Below are 20789 nucleotides of genomic sequence, written 5' to 3' on the forward strand. Positions count from 1 at the left end.
GTTGTTTGTGCTAGGAGAATATCCGATCGAAGGGCGCGGCGCAGCAGAGATTGCGGCCAGCGTCGAGCGCGCGGTGGGTTCCGGGGAGCTGGAGCCGGGGCAACTGCTGCCCCCGATGCGGGAGTTGGCGAGCAGGCTCGGGGTGAACCCCAATACGGTCGCAGCCGCGTACCGCACCCTGCGCGAACGCGGGGTCATCGAGACCGCCGGCCGGCGGGGCAGCCGGGTCCGGCCGAAGCCGGCCACCACCGGGCGGGACCAGCTTCCCGAGGTCCCGGCCGGGGTGCGCGACCTGTCCTCCGGCAACCCCGACCCCGCGCTGCTCCCCGCTCTCGCCCCGGCCCTGGCGGTGGTGGCGGCCGAGTGCGACCGTGCCCCGGTCCTCTACGGCGTCGACCCCGTCGAGCCCGAGCTGGAGCGGATGGCGCGCGCCGAACTGGCCGCGGACGGTGTGCCCGACGGGCCGTTCACCGTCACCTCGGGCTCCCTGGACGCCGCCGAACGCGTCCTGCTGGCGCACCTCAAGCCCGGTGACGCGGTGGCCGTCGAGGACCCCGGCTGGGGCCGCACCCTCGACCTGGTTCCCGCGCTGGGGCTGCGCACCGTCCCGGTGGCCGTCGACGACGAGGGGCCGCGTGCCGACGCCCTGCGCCGGGCGCTGGAGTCCGGGGCGCGCGCCCTGATCGTCACGGCCCGGGCGCACAACCCCACCGGCGCCGCGGTGAGCGCCGCACGCGCGCGTGCCCTGCGGGCCGTCCTGCGCGCCCACCCGCACACCCTGCTGATCGAGGACGACCACGGCCACGGCATCGTCGACCTCCCCCTGCACCCCCTGGCGGGCGTCACCCACCACTGGGCCTTCGTCCGCTCGGTCGCCAAGGCCTACGGCCCCGACCTGCGGCTGGCCACCCTGACCGGCGACGAGGTGACGGTCGACCGGGTGCGGGGGCGCCAGCGCCTGGGCCCGGGCTGGGTGAGCCGCCTGCTGCAACGCACGGTGGTCCGGATGTGGGCCGACGGCGCGGTGACCGGCCCGGAGGTGGCCGCCGCCTACCGGGCCCGTCGCGAGCTCCTGATCGACGCGCTCGCGGACCACGGCGTCGAGGCGCACGGGCGCAGCGGCATGAACGTCTGGGTCCCGGTGCCGGACGAGACGGCCGCGGTCTCCCGCCTGCTGCTCGAAGGGTGGGCGGTGGCGCCGGGGGCGCGTTATCGGCTGTCGACCCCGCCGGCCGTCCGCGTCACCGTCTCGACGCTGACACCCGGGGAGGCCGGTTCGCTGGCGGCGGCGGTGGCGAGAGCGGTGGCGCCGGCGAAGGGCCGGATCCAGGCGTGAGCGCTCCGCCGGGAGCGCCGTGATGTGCCGTGATGTGCCGTGATGTGCCGTCCGCGGCGCCGTTGTGGCTGGTCGCGCAGTTCCCCGCGCCCCTGAAGGGGCGCCTGGGCCGATGCCCCTGAAAGGGGCGCGGGGAACTGCGCGACCAACCCACCGCCACCCGCACCCACCCAGGTGCCTCAGGACGTGCGCCCCCTCGGCCGGACCTGCGTGAGCGCGGCCCCCGCCAGCACCACCGTCGCACCCACCGGCGTGCTCCAGCGCAGCGACTCGCCCAGCACCGCGACGCCCGCCGCCGCGGCGATGACCGGGATGAAGTAGGTGACCATCTGGGCGGTGGTCGGGCCCACCTCCGCCACCAGGCCGTACTGGACGAGGACCGCCAGCCCCGTCCCCAGCGCGCCGAGCGCGGCGATCGCCAGCAGCGGGACCGGGGCGAAGTGCGCCGGGAAGGACGTGAACAACGGGGTCACCACGGCGAGTTGCGCCGTCGCCAGCAGCAGCTGCGCGCCGGTCATCGCCAGATGGGAGTCCCCCGTCCCGGCCAGCGTCCGCCGGACGTAGATCCAACCGATCGGATAGCTCAGCGAGGCCAGCAGCGCCATGACGGTCCCCGTGACGTCCAGGCCGTGAAAGCCCTCCCAGGCGCCCAGCACCGTCAGTACACCGATTAACCCCAGGCCAAGCCCGGCGAACCGGACCCGCGTCGGCCGGTCCTCCGAGAGGGCCACCAGCGACAGCAGCATCCCCCACAGCGGCGAGGTCGCGTTGCAGATCCCGGCCAGGGTCGACGGGATCGTCAGCTCCGCGTAGGCGAAGAGGGAGAACGGCAGCGCGTTGAGCAGGAACGCGGCGACCGCCAGATGCCCCCAGGTACGGGCCCCGTGCGGCAGCCGCTGCCGCTTCACGGCCATCGCCGCCGCGAGGACCGCCGTACCGAACACCAGCCTGCCCAGCGTGACCTGGAACGGTGCGTAGCCCTCCGTCCCCACCTTGATGAAGAGGAAGCTGAAGCCCCAGATCAGCGACAGGGCGCCGAAGCGCAGCCGCCAGTCCAGACGGGGGCGGGAAGGGGCGGCGGCCGGTGCGGACTCGCTGGTCGCGGCGGTGGTCACGGTGCTCATGACCTCCACGATGCGGCAGGCGACCTCGTAGCACAATCGAGACTTCACACCGGGTACCTCTTAGAATCGCTTACATGTTGAACCTGGAGCGCCTGCGCACCCTCGACGCCCTCGCCCGGCACGGCTCGGTCAGCGGCGCCGCCGAGGCCCTGCACGTCACGACGTCGGCGGTGTCCCAGCAGATGGGCAAGCTGGAGCGCGAGGTGGACCAGCAGCTCCTGGCGAAGAACGGCCGGGGCATCCGGCTCACCGACGCCGGGCGGCTGCTCGCCGAGCACGCGGCCCGGATCCTCTCCCAGGTCGAGCTGGCCCAGTCCGACCTGGAGGCGCACCGGGGCCAGGTCGTCGGCGAACTCCGGCTGTCCGCGTTCCCGACGGCCGCCCGCGGCCTGTTCCCGACCGCACTGGCCGCCCTGCGCACCCGGCACCCGGCGCTGCGCGTCCGCTCCAGCGAACTGGAACCGGAGAACGGCGTCGCCGGGGTCGTCCGCGGCGATCTCGACCTCGCCGTCGTCCTGGACTGGTACAACAAGCCGATGCCGGTGCCCGACGGCCTCGTCAAGGCGCCCCTGCTGGACGATCCGGCCGAGGTGGCGCTCCCGGCCGGGCACCGGCTCGCCGGCCGCGAGGAGGTGGACCTCGGGGAGTTCGCCGACGACGAGTGGATCACCTGGGGCGAGGGCGAGTTCTGCCACGAATGGCTGATGTTCACGCTGCGCTCCCGCGGCATCGAGCCCATCGTCGGGCATCGCGCGGCCGAGACGCACACCCAGCTCAACCTGGTGGCAGCCGGGTTGGGGGTCTGCATCGCCCCGTTGCTGGGCCGTCACCCGGTGCCCGAGGGCGTGGTCATGGTGCCGCTGAAGCAGCGGGTGCGCCGCCATGTGTACGTCGTCTGGCGGGCCGACGCCGACCGCCGCCCCTCGATCCGGGCGGCGGTCCAGGCCCTGCGCGGCGCGGCCGACTCGGTCGGCCCGGTCGGCTCGACCGGCTCGTGAACTTCCCTACGCCGAGCCCAGCTTGCGGAAGTCCCAGGAGGCGGTCTTCGTCGGGGTGAGCCGTGCCCAGGCGTGCCGGCCGTCGTGCGGCATCTCGTCCAAACCGAAGTTCTTGCGGGCGAACACCGTCTCGATGTAATCGAGTTCGGCGACCAGTTCGCCGGTGCGCGGCACCTCGCCCACGAACTCGACGGTCCCGCGCAGCTCGACGCCGCGCAACTGGTCGTACTCCTCACCGGAGTCGACGACGACCGCGACCCGCGGATCGCGGCTGAGGTCCTTCCAGCGCTGGCTGCGCACCACCGAGTAGAGCCACAGCGACGTGCCGTCCCAGGCGAACCACAGGGCGCTCACGTGCGGGGCGCCGGACGCCGAGACGGTCGCGACCCGGCAGGTGCGCTGTGTGCTGAGGAATTCGTCCAGTTCGCCGGGCGTCATCATGATCTTCCGGCCCCGGCGCTGAGTGACGGTCATGCGGCCCCCCTTCTTCGGTCTCTCTTCTTCTGTCTCTTCTTCCGTTCCCGCGCGATGGCGGTTAGTGTCACCCGCCCCGCACCAAGGCGGAAGGGGGCGTCATGCCGTCGTCGTACGAACGGCTCGCTGAACTCCTCGACCCGGCGAGCACCGTGCTGCTCACCGTCGAGTGCCAGCAGGGCGTGGTGGGTCCGGAGAGCGCGCTGCCCGAACTCGCCCGTGAGGCACGGACGTCGGGTGCCCTCGGCAACATCGCCCGCCTCGTAGCCGCCGCGCACGACACCGGCGTCCAGGTGATCCACGCGGTCGCCGAACGCCGCCCCGACGGCCGCGGTGCGAACCGCAACGCCCGGCTGTTCCGCGCCGCCGAACGGCTGCCCGTCCAGCAGCTCTCCGGCACCGCGGCGGTCCGCGTCGCGCCCCCCATCGAGGTCTCGGAGGAGGACCTCGTCGTACGACGGCTGCACGGTCTGTCGCCGATCCAGGGCACCGACGTCGACCCGCTGCTGCGCAACCTCGGCTGCCGCACCCTGGTCGTCACCGGTGTCTCGGCCAACGTGGCCGTCCCGAACGCTGTGTTCGACGCGGTCAACCTGGGCTACACGGCCGTCGTCCCGGCCGACGCCATCGCGGGAGTGCCCCCCGAGTACACCCCCGCGATGGTCCGCAACACCCTCGCGTTGGTCGCCACGGTCGCGACCACGGACGAGGTGCTCGGCTGCCTCAAACAACCGCGCCGGCGGTCCTGAGGATCAGGCCAGCGAGATCTGGTCGCCGCTGACCGTGATGTTGGCCGCCGTCAGACCCGTGGTCGCCGGGCCCTGCTTCACGCTGCCGTCGGCTATGGCGAACTTGCTGCCGTGACAGGGGCAGACGATCTCGCCGTCGGCGATGCTGGCCACCGCGCAGCCGGCGTGCGGGCACTTCGTCGAGAACGCCTTGTACGTGCCGGACGTCGGCTGGGTGACGACCACGGCCTGGTCCTTGTAGATGGTGCCGCCGCCCTCGGGGATGTCCGTGGTCTTGGCGAGCGCGGTGCCACCGGCCGCTGCCGTGGAGCCGCCGGCCGAGCCGTTGCTGTCCTGGGTGGTGGAGCCACCGCCCGTGGTGCCGTTCGTGGTGGTCGTGCTCGACGAGTCGTCGTTCGACGACCCACAGGCGGTCAGCGCGGCGGCGAGCCCTGCCGCTCCGGCCGCCGCCATCACGGTGCGGCGAGCCGGGTTGGCCGAGGGGTTGAGCGGTGCGCTGGTCATGTGAGGGGTTCCCTTCCGCGGAGCTTCTCGTTGATCCGTCCAGGGGTACGGTCTTCGGGCACCACCTGTTCAGACGGCATCCAGATAGTGACCACCTGGACATGAGGCTTCGGTAAAAGGGCGCTGTCGGTTCGCTGTCGGTCCTGACCTGCGCCGGAGCGGAGCCGCCGGCTTCCCGCGGCGGCACGCCGGACGGGCCTGGCAGAAGGGCCGGCAGACGACAGCGGGGCCCTCTCCGCCTACTCGTCGCCCACCCGGAATTCTTTACCCGGATTTCCTTGTTCGGAGCCGTCCCTCTCCGCGGGCAGGAGGACGACGAGGGAGAGCTCCTCGTCCTGGGCGTCCGCCAGTCTCAGGCTGTCCACGTCGACGCGCCCGAGCCGCGGGTGCCGGAGTTCCTTCCGGGGGGAGGCGACCCCGCTGACGCTCCGCTCGTCCCACAGCGCGCGGAACGCGTCGGAGGAGTCCAGCAGCGACTCCAGGAGCGCGGGGCCGCGCGGATCGTCGGGGTAGCGGGCGAGGGCCACCCGCAACTGGCCGGCCAGGGAGCGTGCCTCGCCGAGCCAGTCGACGAACAGCCCGGAACCCCGTGACTCGGTGAAGGTGATCCAGAGGATGTTGCGCTCGTCCTCGGGGCGCTGGTCGAGGCCGCCGAGCAACTCGGCGTACGCGTCGTTGTACGCCAGCAGGTCCCACCAGGGGTTCATCACGTAGGCGGGCTTGGGTGACAGCTCCCGCACCAGCCGTTCGAGCAGCGGGTCGACCTTCACGGGTGCCGGACCCGTGGGCGGTGGCTCCAAGGCGGCCAGCGTGAACAGGTGCGTGCGCTGCGGCCCGGAGAGCCGCAGCGCACGGGCCAGGCTCTCGATGACCTGCCTGCTCACGCTGATGTCACGGCCCTGTTCGAGCCACGTGTACCAGGTGGCGCTCAGCCCGGCGAGCTGCGCCAGCTCCTCGCGGCGCAGCCCCGGGGTACGGCGCCGCGGCCCGGACCGGAAGCCTGCCGCCGCCGGGTCGGTCGCCTCCCGCCGGGCGCGGAGAAAGGCGCCGAGTTCGTCGCGCTGGACCAGGTCTGCCATGGGCCGGACTCCTCCTGGACGGTGGTTCCACACCTCACAGTAGGAGCCTCGATGACCATGACGCCAACGAGACTTGGGAACAGGTGGTATGCGCTGGAGTCATGGACGCCGTGTTCCCGTGACCGCCCCCGGTGCGGGGGTGGGGGCGCGCCGCGCCCGCTGTCACGCTCGGTTACTATGCTCACTTCGTGCCGGAGGTCACCCCCGGTCGCCGACTGCCTGGTTGAGAAGCTGGATGGCCTGGGAAAATGCTGCGAGAAGTCACCGCGACCCGCTACATCACGCCTCTGCGGGAGGGCGGCTCGCTACCGGGGCTCGTCGAGGGCGACGACCTCGGGACGTACGTCATGAAGTTCACCGGCGCCGGGCAGGGCCGCAAGACGCTGGTCGCCGAGGTCGTCTGCGGTGAACTCGCGCGCCGGCTCGGGTTCCGGATGCCCCGTCTGGTCACCGTCGCACTGGACCCGGTGCTGGGGCTCGGCGAACCCGAGCAGCAGGTGCAGGACCTGCTGCGGGGCAGCGGCGGCACCAACCTCGGCATGGACTTCCTGTCCGGCGCCCTCGGCTTCGACCCGCTCGCCTTCGCGGTGAGCCCCGAGGAGGCCGGGCGGATCGTCTGGTTCGACGCGCTGGTCAACAACGTCGACCGCTCCTGGCGCAACCCCAACCTGCTGGTCCACCACGGCGACCTGTGGCTCATCGACCACGGCGCCACCATGATCTGGCAGCACAACTGGCCGTCCGCCGAGGCGTCCGCCGCCCGCCCGTACGACGCCGCCGACCACGCGCTCAGCGGGTTCGGCCCCGATGTCCGGGCGGCAGCCGCGGACTTGGCGCCCCGGGTCACCGAGGACCTGCTCGCCGAGGTCACCGCCGAGATCCCGGACGTCTGGCTCATCGCCGAGCCCGGCTTCGACACCCCCGACGACCTGCGGCGCACCTACGCACGGCCGCTGCTCGCCCGGGCCGCCGTCATCCACGAGCGCATCACCGGCATCGAGGGGACCAAGTGAGCGAGACCCACATCAACGTGGCCGGGCAGATGACCGAGCGCCACATCACCCGGGCGGGCCAGGGCGGTGGCCGGGACGTCTTCGAGTACGCCCTGGTGCGCGTCGTACCCCGGGTGGAGCGCGGCGAGTGCATCAACGCCGGCGTGCTGGTGTACTGCCGGGCCAAGGGCTACGTCGGCGCCCGCACCCATCTCGACGAGGCGCGGCTGCTGGCCCTGGACCCGGAGGCGGACGTCGCCGGGGTGCGGGCCGCGCTCGGCGCGGTAGAGCGGGTCTGCGCGGGCGGCGCGGCGGCGGGGCACGCGGCCGGGGACGACCCGGGGCGGCGCTTCCGCTGGCTGGTGGCGCCCCGCTCCACCGTCGTACAGCCGGGACCCGTGCACACCGGGCTCACCCACGACCCGGCCGCCGAGACGGAACGGTTGCTGGGCCTCCTGGTGAGGTAATGGATCACACTGCGCGGCGTGACGTTGACACCGCGTGCCAGGGCTTCTAGCGTCACGTCTGTCGAAGGTACTAAGCGGTCGCTCACCACCGCGGCCGGGTTCTCGATCAGGTGTTCTCAGGTTGAGCCAAGAATTCTCAAGGGCGAGGAGAAACAGCAATGTCCAGCACTGAGCAGCGGGTAGCCGTCGTCACCGGTGCCGCGCGCGGCATCGGCGCCGCCACCGCCGTACGACTGGCCGCCGAGGGCCGCGCGGTCGCCGTGATCGACCTCGACGAGGCCGCCTGCAAGGACACCGTCGAGAAGATCACCGCCGCCGGCGGCAAGGCGATCGCGGTCGGTGCCGACGTCTCCGACGAGGCCCAGGTCGCCGCGGCGATCGCGCGCGTCGTCGAGGAGCTGGGCGCCCCGACCATCCTGGTCAACAACGCCGGCGTGCTCCGCGACAACCTGCTGTTCAAGATGTCCGCGTCCGACTGGGACACGGTCCTCAACGTGCACCTGCGCGGCTCCTTCCTGATGACCAAGGCCGTCCAGCAGCACATGGTCGAGGCCGGCTGGGGACGCGTGGTCAACCTGTCCTCCTCCTCTGCGCTCGGCAACCGCGGCCAGGCCAACTACTCCGCCGCCAAGGCCGGTCTGCAGGGCTTCACCAAGACCCTCGCCATCGAGCTCGGCAAGTTCGGCATCACCGCCAACGCCGTCGCCCCCGGCTTCATCGCCACCGAGATGACCAAGGCCACCGCCGACCGAGTCAAGATGGGCTTCGAGGAGTTCAAGGCCGCCGCGGCCACCCAGATCCCGGTGCAGCGCGTCGGCGAGCCCGAGGACATCGCCAACGCCATCGCCTTCTTCACGAACGAGGCCGCCGGCTTCGTCTCCGGCCAGGTGCTGTACGTGGCCGGCGGACCGCTCGACTAGCAGAACACCGCAGAACACCGGGGAACCTGGGGAACACTGACATGACTGAACTGCCCGAGCTGTCCGGCAAGGTCGCCGTCGTCACCGGCGCGAGCCGCGGCATCGGCTACGGCGTCGCCGAGGCGCTGATCGCCCGCGGCGACCGCGTCGCCATCACCGGCCGCAACGAGGACGCCCTCAAGGAGGCCGTCGAGCGCCTCGGCGCCGAGCGCGTCATCGGCATCGCAGGCAAGGCGCACGACCTGGCCCACCAGACCGAGGTCGTCGAGCGCACCATGGCGGCCTTCGGCCGCGTCGACTACCTGGTCAACAACGCGGGAACCAACCCGGTGTTCGGCCCGATCGCCGACGTCGACCTGGACGTGGCCCGCAAGGTGTTCGAGACCAACGTGGTCTCCGCCCTCGGCTTCGCCCAGAAGACCTGGCACGCCTGGCAGAAGGAGAACGGCGGCGCCATCGTCAACATCGCCTCCGTCGCCGGGCTCTCGGCCTCGCCGTTCATCGGCGCGTACGGCATCAGCAAGGCCGCGATGATCAACCTGACGCAGCAGCTGGCGCACGAGTTCGCCCCCGGCGTCCGGGTGAACGCGATCGCCCCCGCGGTCGTCAAGACCAAGTTCGCGCAGGCCCTTTACGAGGGCCGGGAGGCGGAGGCCGCCGCGGGCTACCCGCTCAAGCGGCTCGGCGTGCCCTCCGACATCGGCGGCGCCGCCGCGTTCCTCACCTCGGAGCAGTCCGACTGGATCACCGGCCAGACGCTCGTCGTCGACGGCGGCATCTTCCTCAACGCCGGCATGGCCTGACGGACCCTCGGGCGTCGTTTTCGTCACAGATATTTGCCGCATGTGTGAGGAAAACGGCGCCCCGGCGGTCATGCGGGATCCGCACAGCCGGATGACAACGTCGTCATAGCACATTCGATCAACGCCCGTGTTTCCGGGGTACTTCAAGGCGCGCAACGCTGCGGTATGGTCTGCCGCCGACCCCTGGTACGGCGGATCGAGGAGCGTGCGCGTGTTCAACCGGAACCGAGGCCTGCGAAGAGTCGCCGCGCTCGCGTCCATCTCCCTGGTCGCCGGATGCGGGGTGCTCTCCGGCAGCAGCTCGGAGAACAGCGGGCCGATCGTCGTCGGTACGACCAGCGCCCCCAGCACCCTTGACCCGGCGGGATCGTGGGACGGCTCCTGGGAGCTGTTCCGGAACATCTACCAGACCCTGCTCGCCTACCCCGACGGCGCCACCACCCCGCAGCCCGACGCCGCGCAGAAGTGCGCCTTCACGGACTCCAGTGACCGCACCTACCGCTGCGAACTGCGCTCGGGACTCAAGTTCGCCGACGGCGACAAGCTCGACGCCGCAGCGGTCAAGTACTCCATCGACCGGATCCGCAGCATCAACGCGCCCAGCGGCCCGGCCGGACTCCTCGGCAGCCTCGACCAAGTGCAGGCGAACGGCGACCGCGAGGTGGTCTTCCACCTCAAGAAGGCGGACGCCACCTTCCCGTTCGTGCTCGCCACCCCGGCCATGTCCGTCGTCGACCCCGACGACTACCCCGCCCACTCGCTGCGCAAGGACGACTCCGTGCACGGCTCCGGGCCGTACACCCTCAAGTCGTACCAGGACGGCAAGCGGGCCGAGCTGGTCCGCAACGACACCTACCAGGGCTTCGCGCAGCGGCAGAACGACGCGGTGACGATCCGCTACTTCCAGGACTCGGCCACCATGGTCAAGGCCCTGCGGTCCGGGGACATCGACGTCACCTACCGCGGTCTCGCCGCCTCCGACATCGTCGCCCTGGAGGCGCACCGCAGCACCGACCTGCAACTGATCGACGGTACCGGCACCGACATCAGCTACCTGGTGTTCAACCCCGAGGACCCGTGGGCCAAGATCCCCGCCGTGCGCAAGGCCGTCGCCCAGCTCGTCGACCGCGCCGCGATCGCCCACACCGTCTACAAGGACACCGTCGACCCGCTGTACTCCATGGTCCCGGCGGGCCTGACCGGCCACACCACCGACTTCTTCGACGACTACGGCGACCCCAGCACCTCCAAGGCCCACAAGATCCTCGCCGACGCCGGCATCACCCGGCGGGTCCCGCTCACCTTCTGGTACACCACCGACCGCTACGGCTCCGAGACCGGCCAGATGTTCCAGGAGCTCAAGCAGCAGCTGGACGACTCCGGGCTGTTCACGATCACCCTCAAGAGCCGGCCCTGGAAGACCTATGTCGTCGGCTACCAGAAGGGCGAGTACCCGGTGTTCGGCCGCGGCTGGTTCCCGGACTTCCCCGACGCGGACAACTTCATCGCGCCCTTCGTCGGCGAGCAGAACGCCCTCGGCACGCCCTACCCGTCCCCCGTGATCACCGGCAAACTGCTGCCGCACTCCCGCGGCGAGAGCGACCGCGGCGAGGTCGTCAAGGACTTCGAGGAGGCGCAGCAGATCCTCGTCGACGACGCCCGGCTGATCCCGCTGTGGCAGGGCCGGCAGTACGTCGCGGCCAGCGACGACGTCTCCGGCGGCGAGAAGGCGCTCGACCCGTCGACGATCATGATGATGTGGGAGCTGCACCGCAAGACCAGCTGGTGAAACCGCCGTCCGGCACCGGTTGTCAGTGGTCGCCTGTAGGTTTTTCGGTATCAGCAGGAACCGCAAGTGACCGCAATTCGTGAGGACGTTGACGTGACCGACATCGCCATGCTGCCCGAGTCCTGGCGCGGGGTTCTGGGCGACGAGCTGCAGCAGCCCTATTTCAAGGAGCTGACCGAGTTCGTCGAGGAGGAGCGGGCGAAGGGTCCCGTCTACCCGCCGCGGGAGGAGGTCTTCGCCGCGCTGGAGGCGACGCCGTTCGACCAGGTCAAGGTGTTCGTCCTCGGCCAGGACCCCTACCACGGCGAGGGCCAGGGCCACGGCCTGTGCTTCTCCGTCCGCCCCGGGGTGCGGATCCCGCCGTCCCTGCGGAACATCTACAAGGAGATGCGCGAGGAGCTGGGCTGGGAGTCCGTGCCGGACAACGGCTACCTGATGCCGTGGGCGCGGCAGGGCGTGCTGCTGCTCAACGCGGTCCTCACGGTCCGCGCCGGTGAGGCCAACTCGCACAAGAACAAGGGCTGGGAGAAGTTCACGGACGCGGTGATCCGCGCGGTCGCCGACCGGCCCGACCCGGCCGTCTTCGTCCTCTGGGGCGGCTACGCGCAGAAGAAGCTCCGGCTGATCGACGAGACCCGGCACGTGGTGATCCAGGGCGCCCACCCGTCCCCGCTCTCCGCAAAGAAGTTCTTCGGCTCCCGCCCCTTCACCCACATCGACGAGGCGGTGGCATCCCAGGGCCACGAGCCGATCGACTGGCGCATCCCGAACCTGGGGGCAACCTCCTAGGGGCGCTGGGGGTACCCCCGGCCGAAGGCTGGGGGAGGAACTGCGCGACAAGCCCCCACCGGCCCGCAGCCGACCACCGGCCCGCGGTCCCACGGCGCCGCCTGCCGATCAAACCCGGCGGCGCCGTTTACCGTCGGCAGCACACAACGGCTGACAGCCCGGAGGGCCCCGTGGCGGAGCGACAGGAGCGGACGGCACCCGATGCCGTGCTCACCCGGATCGGGCAGGTCGTGATGCTGCACCACGCCGGGGACCGCGAGGAGGCCCGTCGGCGCCTGCTCGACCTCTGGGCGGAGCTCGGCGAGCACGGCGAGCCCCTGCACCGCTGCACCCTGGCCCACTACCTCGCCGACACCCAGGACGACCCGTCCGACGAACTCGCCTGGGACCTGCGGGCGTTGTCCGCGGCGGACGAGGCGGAAGGAGACGCGCGGCTGCGCGGCTTCTACCCCTCCCTGCATCTGAACCTCGCCGCCGACTACGCCAAGCTCGGCCGTGCCGAGGCCGCCCGCAGCCACCTGCACCGGGCCCGCGGCACGGCCACCGCACTCGGCGACGACGGGTACGGCCACGGGGTCCGGGCCGCGATCAGCCGGCTGGAACTCCGGCTCGGGGACGACGGCGACCCGGGCGCCGACTCCTGGGGCCCACCGCGCCAGCGGCCGAAGTAGGGCCGGGCCGGCGCCTCAACGCCCGTACGTCTGTTCGCAGATCCGTGCCTGCGGACTGTCCGCGTCCCAGCCGCCGTACTGCTTGCCGAGGGCGCACACGTCCGGGGTCTGCGGGACGGCGGGGGAGCGGCCGGGAAGGTCGGCCCGCGGGCTGTGCGACCGGGGCACGCCGAGGGGGTGCGGAGCGGCGGCGCGCGGGGCTTCCGGTGCGCGGCGGCGGTCCGGGGGAGGGGGCGCTGCGGTGTGGGAGGCGGCCGGTGCGGCCCGGTGCGCCGGGCGGGACGGCCCGACCATCTCCAGGGCCTCCTTGACCGGCGCCTGCACCACCCGCGGCGCGGCACTGCCGTCCGGGCGGGGCACCGAGGGCAGCGAGGGCGCCGTACCCGGCGGCGGGCCCGGCACCGCCGGGCGCTGGACCGTCACACAGCCGGAGAGCGCCGAGACGGTCACGGTGACCAGGAGCGCTGCGATGGTCGTCGTTCGAGGCACCCGCGCAACTCTGCTGGGTCGGCGCGGAGGTTGACACCGGCGACAGGACTTTGGTGCCCCGCACGGGTGATCTCGCACCCCGTACGGGGGACGGGCGGGTGCGAGGCTGACGTCAGGAGCCGGTCGCGCCGTCGATCCGCTCCCGGATCAGGTCGGCGTGCCCGTTGTGCCGGGCGTACTCCTCGATCATGTGGGTGTGGATCCAGCGCAGGTTCATCTCCTTGCCGGTGCGGCGGTGACGGCTCTTGGAGAGATCGTCCAGGCCGAAACCGGCCGCCGCCTGCCGGGCCGCCTCGATCTCGCTCTGCCAGGCCGTGTACGTCTCCTGCCAGGTGTCCGCCTCGGTGAGCCGGAACTCGCCGTCCGGATCCTCGTCGCTCCAGTAGAGCGGCGGTGCCTCCTCGCCGCGCAGGACCCTGCGGTACCAGGACCGCTCCACGTCGGTCATGTGCCGCACCAGCCCCATCAGGGACAGCGGGGAAGGCTCCACGGAGGCGGTCCGCAGCTGGGCATCGGTCAGACCCTCGCACTTCACCGCAAGAGTCTGCCGGTGGAAGTCCAACCAGCCCTCCAGCATGGTGCGTTCGGCGGCGTCCAGGGCGGGCATACGGCGTTCGGTCGTCATGCCCGGCATAGTGGCCCACCCCCGGCCCGTCCCACCACGGATTATCGGCCCGTATGCTGCCCTCCAGGCACGCGCGGTACCGCGGGCAAGTGCGGGCACATCACCAGGGGAGCGTCAGTGAAGGTCGGCTGCATCGGACTCGGCGACATCGCGCAGAAGGCGTACCTGCCGGTGCTGGCCACCCTGCCGGGCCTCGAACTCCACCTCCAGACCCGCAACCCCGCCACCCTCGACCGGATCGCCGACAGCCTCCACCTGCCCGCCGGCCGCCGGCACGCGACCCTCGACGACCTCCTCGCCCAGGACCTCGACGCCGCCTTCGTGCACGCGGCCACCGTTGCCCACCCGGAGATCGTCGCCCGGCTCCTTGAGGCGGGCGTACCGACGTACGTCGACAAGCCCCTCGCCTACCGGTTCGCCGACTCCGAGCGGCTCGTGACGCTCGCCGAGGCGCGGAACGTGTCGCTGGCCGTCGGCTTCAACCGGCGCCACGCCCCCGGCTACGTGCAGTGCGCCGACCACCCGCGCGAGCTGATCCTGATGCAGAAGAACCGCGTCGGGCTGCCCGAGGACCCGCGCACGATGATTCTCGACGACTTCATCCACGTCGTGGACACCCTGCGCTTCCTCGCCCCCGGCCCGGTCGAGGACGTGACGGTCCGCGCCCGGGCCGTCGACGGCCTGCTGCACCACGTCGTCCTCCAGCTCGCCGGCGACGGCTTCACGGCGCTCGGCGTGATGAACAGGCTCAGCGGCTCGGCGGAGGAGATCCTGGAGGTCTCCGGGCAGGACACCAAGCGCCAGGTCCTCAACCTCGCCGAGGTGATCGACCACAAGGGCCAGCCGACGGTCCGGCGGCGCGGCGACTGGGTGCCCGTCGCCCGGCAGCGCGGCATCGAACAGGCCGTGCTCGCCTTCCTGGACGCCGTCCGGGCCGGGAAGGTGCTCAGCGCCCGGGACGCACTGGCGACTCATGAGCTGTGCGAGCAGGTGGTACGAGAGGTGCTGCGGCACTCCGGCGCAGCCTGACCGTCCGCAGCCCCTCGGCCAGGCAGTAGGCGGCCAGCACCAGCAGCGCCCCGTCCACCGGCCAGTCGCCGTACCGCACGAACGGCGTGACCCCGCGGGCGATCGGCACCTCGTAGACCCGGGCGGTGCTCGCGTCGGTGCCGAGCCAGGAGCCGATGCGCTCGCCGCCCGGGCCGTAGACGGCGGAGACCCCGGTCAGCGTGGCGTGGACCATCGTGCGGCCGGTCTCGGCGGCCCGGAGCGCGGCCAGCGAGGCGTGCTGCTCGGGGGCCCAGCTGTCCTGGAAGGACGAGGTCGACGTCTGGCCGATCAGCACCTGCGCGCCGTCCTGGGCGAGATGCCGGCTCATGTCGGGGAACGCCGTCTCGAAGCAGATCATCGGGCCGATCCGCAGCCCGTGGCCGACGTCCATCACCACCTGCTCGGTGCCGCGCCGCCGGTCCTCGCCGGCCGCCTTGCCGACCGAGGTGGCCCAGCCGAGCAGGGAGCGGGCCGGTATGTACTCGCCGAACGGCACCAGCCGCATCTTGTCGTACCGGTCGCCGGTCGGGCCGTCGGCGCCGACCAGTATGGAGCTCTTGTAGATACCGGGCCGGTCGGAACGCCGGGCGTCCACGTTGACCAGGATGTCCGCGCCGGTCTCACGGGAGAGGGCCGCGATCCGTCGCGCGAGGTCGGGCCGGTCCCCGAGGTCGTACCCGACGCTGCTCTCGCCCCAGACGATCAGATCGGGATGCTGCCCGGCCAGCCGCCGGGTGAGCTGCTCCTCCCGGTCGAAGCGCCGGACCCCGCTGTCGGTGCCGTCGACGATGCCGGGCTGTACGACGGCGATCCGGACGTGACCGTCGACGTCCGGGCGCGGTGACCACAGCCAGGCGGCCGAGGTCGCGGCGGCCGTGGCCACCAGCGAGGCCACCGCGGGCACCCGGGCCTCCCGCACGGACACCAGCACGGCGACCGCGACATTGACGGCCACCACCAGGAAGCTCAGCAGCCACACCCCGCCGACCGAGGCCAGCCGCAGCGCCGGCGTCACCTGCCACTGGGTCGCGCCGAGCATGCCCCACGGCCCGCCGAGCCCCTGCCAGGACCGCACCAGCTCCACCATCAGCCAGCCCGAGGGCAGCACCAGCAGCGCGGCGGCGGCCCGCCCCGGCGACGGCACGCCGCCGAGCAGCCGGCGCGTCACCCAGCCCCAGGGCGCCCAGAACACGCTCAGCAGGCCGGCGATCAGGAAGATGAACACGTGCAGGCTCGGCAGCAGCCAGTGGTGGACGGCGACCATGAACCCGAACCCGCCGCACCAGCCGTCGTACGCCGCCCGCCGGCCGGTCGGCGCCGAGCGCGCCAGCAGCAGCCACGGGACCAGCGCGACGTACGCGAACCACCACAGCGACGGCGCGGGAAAGGCAAGCACCGGCAGCGCGCCCGTGAGCGCCCCGACGCAGGAACGCCGCCACGGGGAGGTCAGCCAGCGCTCGACGGTGCTCATCCATCGCCTCCTGCCCGCGGGTCCTTCCAGTGTGCGGGACCGGGCGGGATCTCCGACAGGGGGTACGGGCGCGGGCTCAGTCGGACACGGCCACCGCACGCGGGTCGGGCAGTCGGCGCCACCGCTCCTCGACGACCACCTGACGCAGCCGCCAGCCGTCCCGGGTACGCAGGAACGCGAAGGAGTACCGGCCGCCGCACACGAAGTCCGGGGCGGTGGCGGCGGTGTCGCCGCCGGCGAACCGCATCGGGTTGACGTAGTCGGCCCGGACGTGCGCGGCGTCGCCGATGTCGTGCTCCAGGATCCCGAACCGCACCAGGCGGTTGACGATCAGGTGCTGCCGCATCGAGAAGAGGGTCAGGTTCTCCGCGAGCCACCCGGCCACCTGTCCGACGTCGCCCTCGATCCCGCCGGCGGAGCGGTAGTCGGCCCGCCCGTCCGCGGTGAACAGCCTCCGGTACGCCGCCCAGTCACCGTCGTCGACGGCCACCGCGTACTCGGTGACCATCTCGTCCACGGCCAGCCGGTCCATCACGGTCGCGAGCTCCACACGCTGCGTCATCGGCTCAGTGTTGGGCACGGGGCGGGCGGAGCCAAGGGGCACGGGCGATATTCGGTGATGTTCGAACCGGATTCCTCACCGTTCGCCGTCGAGCCGTGCGGACGAGCCGAGTTGTGCCGACGAGTTCCGCGCGCTCCGGCGGTGCGGGGCAACACCCGCCAGGCCTCCGGTGGCCTGGCGGAGGAGATCGGTGGCGGCATCCCGCTGGAGAGCCGGCGCCGAGAGCCGGCGCCGAGAGCCGGCGCCGAGAGCCGGCGCCGAGAGCCGGTGCGGGCCGGTGCTCGCGCCTGCGGGGTCGTAAGATCGTCGTCCGGTCGAATCGAGGAGGTCTGTGATGTCACGTCCCGTCACGGTGGTCACGGGCGGCAGCAGGGGGATCGGCGCGGCGACCTGTCTGCGGCTCGCGGCCGACGGGCATGACGTGGTGATCGGTTACGTCCGGGACGGGGACGCCGCCGAGACGGTCGCGGAGGAGGCGCGGAAGGCCGGGGCGCGCTGTGCCGTGGTCCGGGTGGACACCTCCGTGGAGGCCGATGTGGAGGGGCTGTTCGACGCGGCGGAGCGGGAGCTGGGGGCCGTCACCGGGCTGGTGAACAACGCCGCCGTGACCGGGCCGTTCGGGCGGCTGGCCGACGCGGAGGCCGTGGATCTCCGCCGGGTGGTGGAGGTCAACCTGCTGGGCGCGCTGCTCTGTTCACGCCGTGCCGCCCGGCTGATGGCGGCGCGGGGGAACGGCGCGATCGTGAACGTGTCCTCGGCGGCGGCCACCCTCGGCAGCCCCGGCGAGTACGTCCACTACGCGGCGACCAAGGCCGCCGTCGACGCCCTCACCGTGGGCCTCGCCAAGGAACTCGGCCCCGACGGCGTGCGGGTCAACGCGGTGGCACCCGGCGTCATCGACACCGAGATCCATGCGGCGATGGGCGACCCGGGCCGAGCCGAACGGGTCGGTCACACCACGCCGTTGGGCCGTGCAGGCCGGCCCGAGGAGATCGCCGCCGCGATCGCCTGGCTGCTGTCGCCTGAGGCCTCCTACACGACCGGCACGGTGCTGCGCGTCTCCGGCGGCCGGTGAACCCCGGTCCGGTCGGGGCCGGTCAGGCCGCCTCGATGATCTGCTCGCGGATCGCCGCGGCCCACTCGACCACCAGCAGCTCGTACTCCGCCCGCTCCTGAGCCGACAGCGTTCCGCCCGCACGCAGCCACAGCGCCCGGATGTGCTCGTTGACCTCGGCAGCAGACCGCACGGAACCAGGGGTTCGGGAATCGGGGGACATGAGAAACAGCGTAGGGGCAAGAACTGACCGTGCGCTACCAGGCCACTACGCAGACCGTATGGGGTTGGTCACGGGCGATACGGCGGGCGGGTGGCCACGCCTTGGCATTTGCCGGGCGGCGCGCCCCGGCTCCGGCCGGGCGGTGCGCCCCTGGGCAGCACTTCGTCCTCGCCGGAGCGGGTGCGGCGGCCCCAAACCCCCGGAAAACAAAGGGAGTCGGGGGTTGGCCGAGATGCGGCGCCCGGCTGTCGTCGCCGCGCCGTTCCCACGCCGTTCTCCCACCGTCCCGCCGCCGTCCTCCCGCCGTCCCCCCGTCCCGCCGTCGTCCCGCCGCCGTCACCCGGTCGGCAGCGCCGAGGCGAGCAGGGCGAGCTTCTCGGCGCTGCCGCTTCCCGGGTCCGGGTGGTAGACGACGAGGGTCTGCCCCGCCGCCCCGCTGACGGCCAGCCGCTCCCGGTTCAGCCGTAGCCGGCCGACCTGGGGGTGGTCCACGACCTTGGCCGCGCCGTCGCAGGACGCCACGTCGTGCCGGGCCCAGAGGCGGCTGAAGTGCGGGCTGGCGAGGGAGAGTTCGCCGACGAGCTCGATGACGCGCGGGTCGTCCGTGTCGGTCCCGACGGAGCTGCGGAAGCCGGCCACCATGCCGGCACCGGCCTCCTCCCAGCCGGGGTGGAGGGCCTGCTCGGCGGGGTCGAGGAAGATGTCCCGCAGCCGGTTGGCGCCGACCGAGAAGCGCGGTGACAGCGCGGTCGCGAGGGCGTTGACGGCGAGGACGTCGAAGTACCTGCCCTCGACCATCGCGGGCAGCGGCAGAGCGGCGACGAGCTGGGCGACGCCCGGCGGGACGGTCTCCTGCCGGGCCCGGCGCCGGCGCCTGCGGGGCCGGTCGGCACCGAGCCGGAGCAGATACGCCGTCGCGTCCTCGTCGAGCCGCAGCACGCGCGCGAGGGACTCCAGGACCTGCACGGAGGGGTTGCGGTCGCGGCCCTGTTCCAGGCGCAGGTAGTAGTCGGCGCTGATGCCGGCCAGCATCGCGACCTCCTCCCGGCGCAGCCCCGGCACCCGCCGGACGCCCTGCACGGGGATGCCGACCTGCTCCGGCGTGACCAGCTCGCGGCGGGCCCGCACGTAAGCGCCCAGCGGGTTCGGTTCGGCGGTCATCCCGCCACCGTAACGCGGCCACCTCGCCCGTGCCTGGCCCTGTCACCCCCAGGATCACCAGGGCGCTGCCCCGTCCGCGGCCGTGCCGCCAGCGTGGACGACGACAACGACGAGCAAGCCGAGGAGCACGATCATGTCGACGTATCTGCTGGTGCACGGTGCCTGGCACAGCGGGGAGTGCTGGGAGCGGGTGGTCCCCCTGCTGGCGGCGGCGGGACACCGGGTGTACGCACCCTCCCTGACCGGTCATGGCGAGAAGGCCCGGCGGCTCGGACCGGACGTCGGTCTCGACACCCACGTGGCCGACGTCGTCGGGCTGATCAGGGACGAGGGCCTCACCGACGTCGTCCTCGTCGGGCACAGCTACGCGGGGCTGGTCGTCTCGGCCGCGGCCAACGAGGTGCCCGACCGCATCGGGCACCTGGTCTACCTCGACGCGATGGTCCCGGAGCACGGCGAGTCCGCGGCCGACGTCCAGCCCGCGACCCGCGGCCTGATCGACCGGGCCCTCGCCTCCGAGAGCGGCTGGCGGGTCCCGCCGCTGCCCGAACTGCCGCCGCCCTTCGGCCTGTTCGGGGTGACCGAGGCGGCGGACGTGGCGTGGCTGCGCGGCATGCTCTCCGACCAGGCGGTGCGCACCCTCCAGCAGCCGGTGCGCCTGGACGATCCCGCCGTGGGCGCGATCCCGCGGACCCACATCCACTGCGCGGCGAACGTCCCGGAGGGCATCGTCCGCCGACCGGTCCCCGCCGGTGAGCAGGTGTGGGAACTGCCCACCGGCCACGACTGCATGATCACGATGCCGGCCGAACTCGTCGGCCTCCTGCTCAAGCTGGGCTGATCCCCGGCGGATATCCGCTGGGCCCGGCAGCGGGTTGTCCGTAGGGTCGGCGCATGACGGACGACGACGAGCGTGCGGCGGACGAGAACCGGCGGGCGGTACAGGCCGCGGTCGACGCGGAGCTGCGGCTCCTCGATCCCGAGGTGCGGGCCCGCCCGGACCTCGTCCTGGAGCTGCTCGACCCGGCCTTCACCGAGGTCGGCGTCTCCGGCCGCCGCTGGGACGCGACGTCCATCCTCACGGTGACCAGCGGCGGATCGGTGTCCCCGGAGTCACCGGTCCAGGTCACCGAGATGTCCGGGACCGTCCTGGCCCCGGGCCTCGTCCACCTGACCTACTTCGCCGACAACCAGGGCCGCCGAGCCTGGCGCAGCTCCCTGTGGCGCCTCACGGAGACGGGCTGGCGCATGTACTACCACCAGGGCACCCTGGCCGCCGACGGCGACTGAGCACGGCCGAAGGCACCGCACCGGCCTGCCGGCCCACCGCGCCGCCGCCGTGGCTGGTCGCGCAGTTCCCCGCGCCCCTTTCGGGGCGCTGCCAAGTGGCCGGGATCGGCTGGGTGTCGGGTTGTCGGTCCTCTGCGGCGCCGTTGTGGCTGGTCGCGCGGTTCCCCGC

General features: G+C 72.5%; 24 protein-coding genes. 14 read left to right on the top strand and 10 right to left on the bottom strand.

The genetic code is table 11. The features are described 5' to 3' along the window. Positions 1–7 precede the first annotated feature (7 nt). Complete coding sequence (locus AB0D74_RS14860; protein WP_362585278.1) at positions 8–1336, top strand: aminotransferase class I/II-fold pyridoxal phosphate-dependent enzyme; 1329 nt, start codon at positions 8–10, stop codon at positions 1334–1336. 179 nt (positions 1337–1515) lie between these two features. On the opposite strand, the gene AB0D74_RS14865 is transcribed toward AB0D74_RS14860, so the two are convergent. Then, the gene (locus tag AB0D74_RS14865; RefSeq protein WP_362585281.1) at positions 1516–2460 is read right to left on the bottom strand and encodes a DMT family transporter; all 945 of its coding nucleotides are present in this window, start codon (positions 2458–2460) and stop codon (positions 1516–1518) included. Between the two features lie 74 nt (positions 2461–2534). On the opposite strand from AB0D74_RS14865, the gene AB0D74_RS14870 reads away from it, so the two are divergent. Next, positions 2535–3458 (top strand): LysR family transcriptional regulator, encoded by a 924-nt coding sequence (locus tag AB0D74_RS14870; protein WP_362585284.1) that lies wholly within the window; start codon positions 2535–2537, stop codon positions 3456–3458. Positions 3459–3464: 6 nt separating this feature from the next. Here AB0D74_RS14870 and AB0D74_RS14875 read toward each other — a convergent pair whose 3' ends face one another. Beyond that, positions 3465–3932 (bottom strand): pyridoxamine 5'-phosphate oxidase family protein, encoded by a 468-nt coding sequence (locus AB0D74_RS14875; protein WP_362585287.1) that lies wholly within the window; start codon positions 3930–3932, stop codon positions 3465–3467. 101 nt (positions 3933–4033) lie between these two features. Between AB0D74_RS14875 and AB0D74_RS14880 the strand changes: the two genes are divergently transcribed. Beyond that, positions 4034–4681, top strand: a complete 648-nt coding sequence (locus AB0D74_RS14880; protein ID WP_362585290.1) for a cysteine hydrolase — start codon at positions 4034–4036, stop codon at positions 4679–4681. A gap of 3 nt (positions 4682–4684) precedes the next feature. Here AB0D74_RS14880 and AB0D74_RS14885 read toward each other — a convergent pair whose 3' ends face one another. Continuing rightward, on the bottom strand, positions 4685–5185 hold the full coding sequence (locus AB0D74_RS14885; protein WP_362585293.1) for a Rieske (2Fe-2S) protein: 501 nt from the start codon (positions 5183–5185) through the stop codon (positions 4685–4687). 239 nt (positions 5186–5424) lie between these two features. Next, positions 5425–6264 (bottom strand): helix-turn-helix transcriptional regulator, encoded by an 840-nt coding sequence (locus AB0D74_RS14890; protein WP_362585296.1) that lies wholly within the window; start codon positions 6262–6264, stop codon positions 5425–5427. Positions 6265–6512: 248 nt separating this feature from the next. On the opposite strand from AB0D74_RS14890, the gene AB0D74_RS14895 reads away from it, so the two are divergent. The 7 genes from AB0D74_RS14895 to AB0D74_RS14925 all read left to right on the top strand — a co-directional run bounded on the left by AB0D74_RS14895 (position 6513) and on the right by AB0D74_RS14925 (position 12695). Continuing rightward, positions 6513–7277, top strand: a complete 765-nt coding sequence (locus AB0D74_RS14895) for a HipA family kinase (protein ID WP_362585299.1) — start codon at positions 6513–6515, stop codon at positions 7275–7277. Further along, the gene (locus AB0D74_RS14900) at positions 7274–7723 is read left to right on the top strand and encodes a DUF3037 domain-containing protein (protein WP_362585302.1); all 450 of its coding nucleotides are present in this window, start codon (positions 7274–7276) and stop codon (positions 7721–7723) included. The genes AB0D74_RS14895 and AB0D74_RS14900 overlap by 4 nt, the downstream gene beginning before the upstream one ends. Before the next feature lie 158 nt (positions 7724–7881). Further along, positions 7882–8643, top strand: a complete 762-nt coding sequence (fabG, locus tag AB0D74_RS14905; protein ID WP_362585305.1) for a 3-oxoacyl-ACP reductase FabG — start codon at positions 7882–7884, stop codon at positions 8641–8643. A gap of 41 nt (positions 8644–8684) precedes the next feature. After that, on the top strand, positions 8685–9446 hold the full coding sequence (locus AB0D74_RS14910; RefSeq protein ID WP_362585308.1) for an SDR family oxidoreductase: 762 nt from the start codon (positions 8685–8687) through the stop codon (positions 9444–9446). Between the two features lie 211 nt (positions 9447–9657). Continuing rightward, positions 9658–11235, top strand: a complete 1578-nt coding sequence (locus AB0D74_RS14915; RefSeq protein WP_362585311.1) for an ABC transporter substrate-binding protein — start codon at positions 9658–9660, stop codon at positions 11233–11235. Between the two features lie 93 nt (positions 11236–11328). Further along, entirely contained in the window at positions 11329–12024 is a 696-nt protein-coding gene (gene ung, locus AB0D74_RS14920) for a uracil-DNA glycosylase (protein WP_362586010.1), read from the top strand. Between the two features lie 170 nt (positions 12025–12194). Next, positions 12195–12695, top strand: coding sequence for a hypothetical protein (locus AB0D74_RS14925; RefSeq protein WP_362585314.1), 501 nt, complete (start codon positions 12195–12197; stop codon positions 12693–12695). A 15-nt stretch (positions 12696–12710) separates the two neighbouring features. Here the strand turns inward: AB0D74_RS14925 and AB0D74_RS14930 are convergent, their stop codons facing one another. Continuing rightward, entirely contained in the window at positions 12711–13184 is a 474-nt protein-coding gene (locus tag AB0D74_RS14930) for a hypothetical protein (protein WP_362585317.1), read from the bottom strand. Between the two features lie 112 nt (positions 13185–13296). Continuing rightward, complete coding sequence (locus AB0D74_RS14935; RefSeq protein ID WP_362585320.1) at positions 13297–13809, bottom strand: DinB family protein; 513 nt, start codon at positions 13807–13809, stop codon at positions 13297–13299. 117 nt (positions 13810–13926) lie between these two features. Here AB0D74_RS14935 and AB0D74_RS14940 point away from each other — a divergent pair, with 117 nt between their 5' ends. Continuing rightward, on the top strand, positions 13927–14838 hold the full coding sequence (locus tag AB0D74_RS14940) for a Gfo/Idh/MocA family oxidoreductase (protein ID WP_362585323.1): 912 nt from the start codon (positions 13927–13929) through the stop codon (positions 14836–14838). Here AB0D74_RS14940 and lnt read toward each other — a convergent pair. Then, complete coding sequence (lnt, locus tag AB0D74_RS14945; RefSeq protein WP_362585326.1) at positions 14756–16330, bottom strand: apolipoprotein N-acyltransferase; 1575 nt, start codon at positions 16328–16330, stop codon at positions 14756–14758. The genes AB0D74_RS14940 and lnt overlap by 83 nt on opposite strands. Positions 16331–16406: 76 nt before the next feature. Then, positions 16407–16892, bottom strand: a complete 486-nt coding sequence (locus tag AB0D74_RS14950; protein WP_362585329.1) for a nuclear transport factor 2 family protein — start codon at positions 16890–16892, stop codon at positions 16407–16409. Between the two features lie 334 nt (positions 16893–17226). Between AB0D74_RS14950 and AB0D74_RS14955 the strand changes: the two genes are divergently transcribed. After that, a complete protein-coding gene (locus AB0D74_RS14955) occupies positions 17227–17967 on the top strand; it encodes an SDR family oxidoreductase (protein ID WP_362585331.1) in 741 nt (246 codons plus the stop codon). A gap of 22 nt (positions 17968–17989) precedes the next feature. On the opposite strand, the gene AB0D74_RS14960 is transcribed toward AB0D74_RS14955, so the two are convergent. Both AB0D74_RS14960 and AB0D74_RS14965 read right to left on the bottom strand, forming a co-directional pair. Beyond that, positions 17990–18169 (bottom strand): hypothetical protein, encoded by a 180-nt coding sequence (locus AB0D74_RS14960; protein WP_362585333.1) that lies wholly within the window; start codon positions 18167–18169, stop codon positions 17990–17992. 336 nt (positions 18170–18505) lie between these two features. Continuing rightward, positions 18506–19330 carry a helix-turn-helix transcriptional regulator gene (locus tag AB0D74_RS14965; protein ID WP_362585335.1) on the bottom strand — a complete coding sequence of 275 codons (825 nt, stop codon included), beginning with the start codon at positions 19328–19330 and terminating at the stop codon, positions 18506–18508. Positions 19331–19463: 133 nt separating this feature from the next. Between AB0D74_RS14965 and AB0D74_RS14970 the strand changes: the two genes are divergently transcribed. Beyond that, positions 19464–20171 carry an alpha/beta fold hydrolase gene (locus tag AB0D74_RS14970; protein WP_362585338.1) on the top strand — a complete coding sequence of 236 codons (708 nt, stop codon included), beginning with the start codon at positions 19464–19466 and terminating at the stop codon, positions 20169–20171. A gap of 53 nt (positions 20172–20224) precedes the next feature. After that, the gene (locus AB0D74_RS14975; RefSeq protein ID WP_362585341.1) at positions 20225–20620 is read left to right on the top strand and encodes a DUF4440 domain-containing protein; all 396 of its coding nucleotides are present in this window, start codon (positions 20225–20227) and stop codon (positions 20618–20620) included. The last annotated feature ends 169 nt before the right edge of the window (positions 20621–20789 follow it).

Source organism: Streptomyces sp. NPDC048278, assembly GCF_040652195.1.
In the GTDB taxonomy this organism is placed as follows: Bacteria; Actinomycetota; Actinomycetes; order Streptomycetales; family Streptomycetaceae; genus Streptomyces.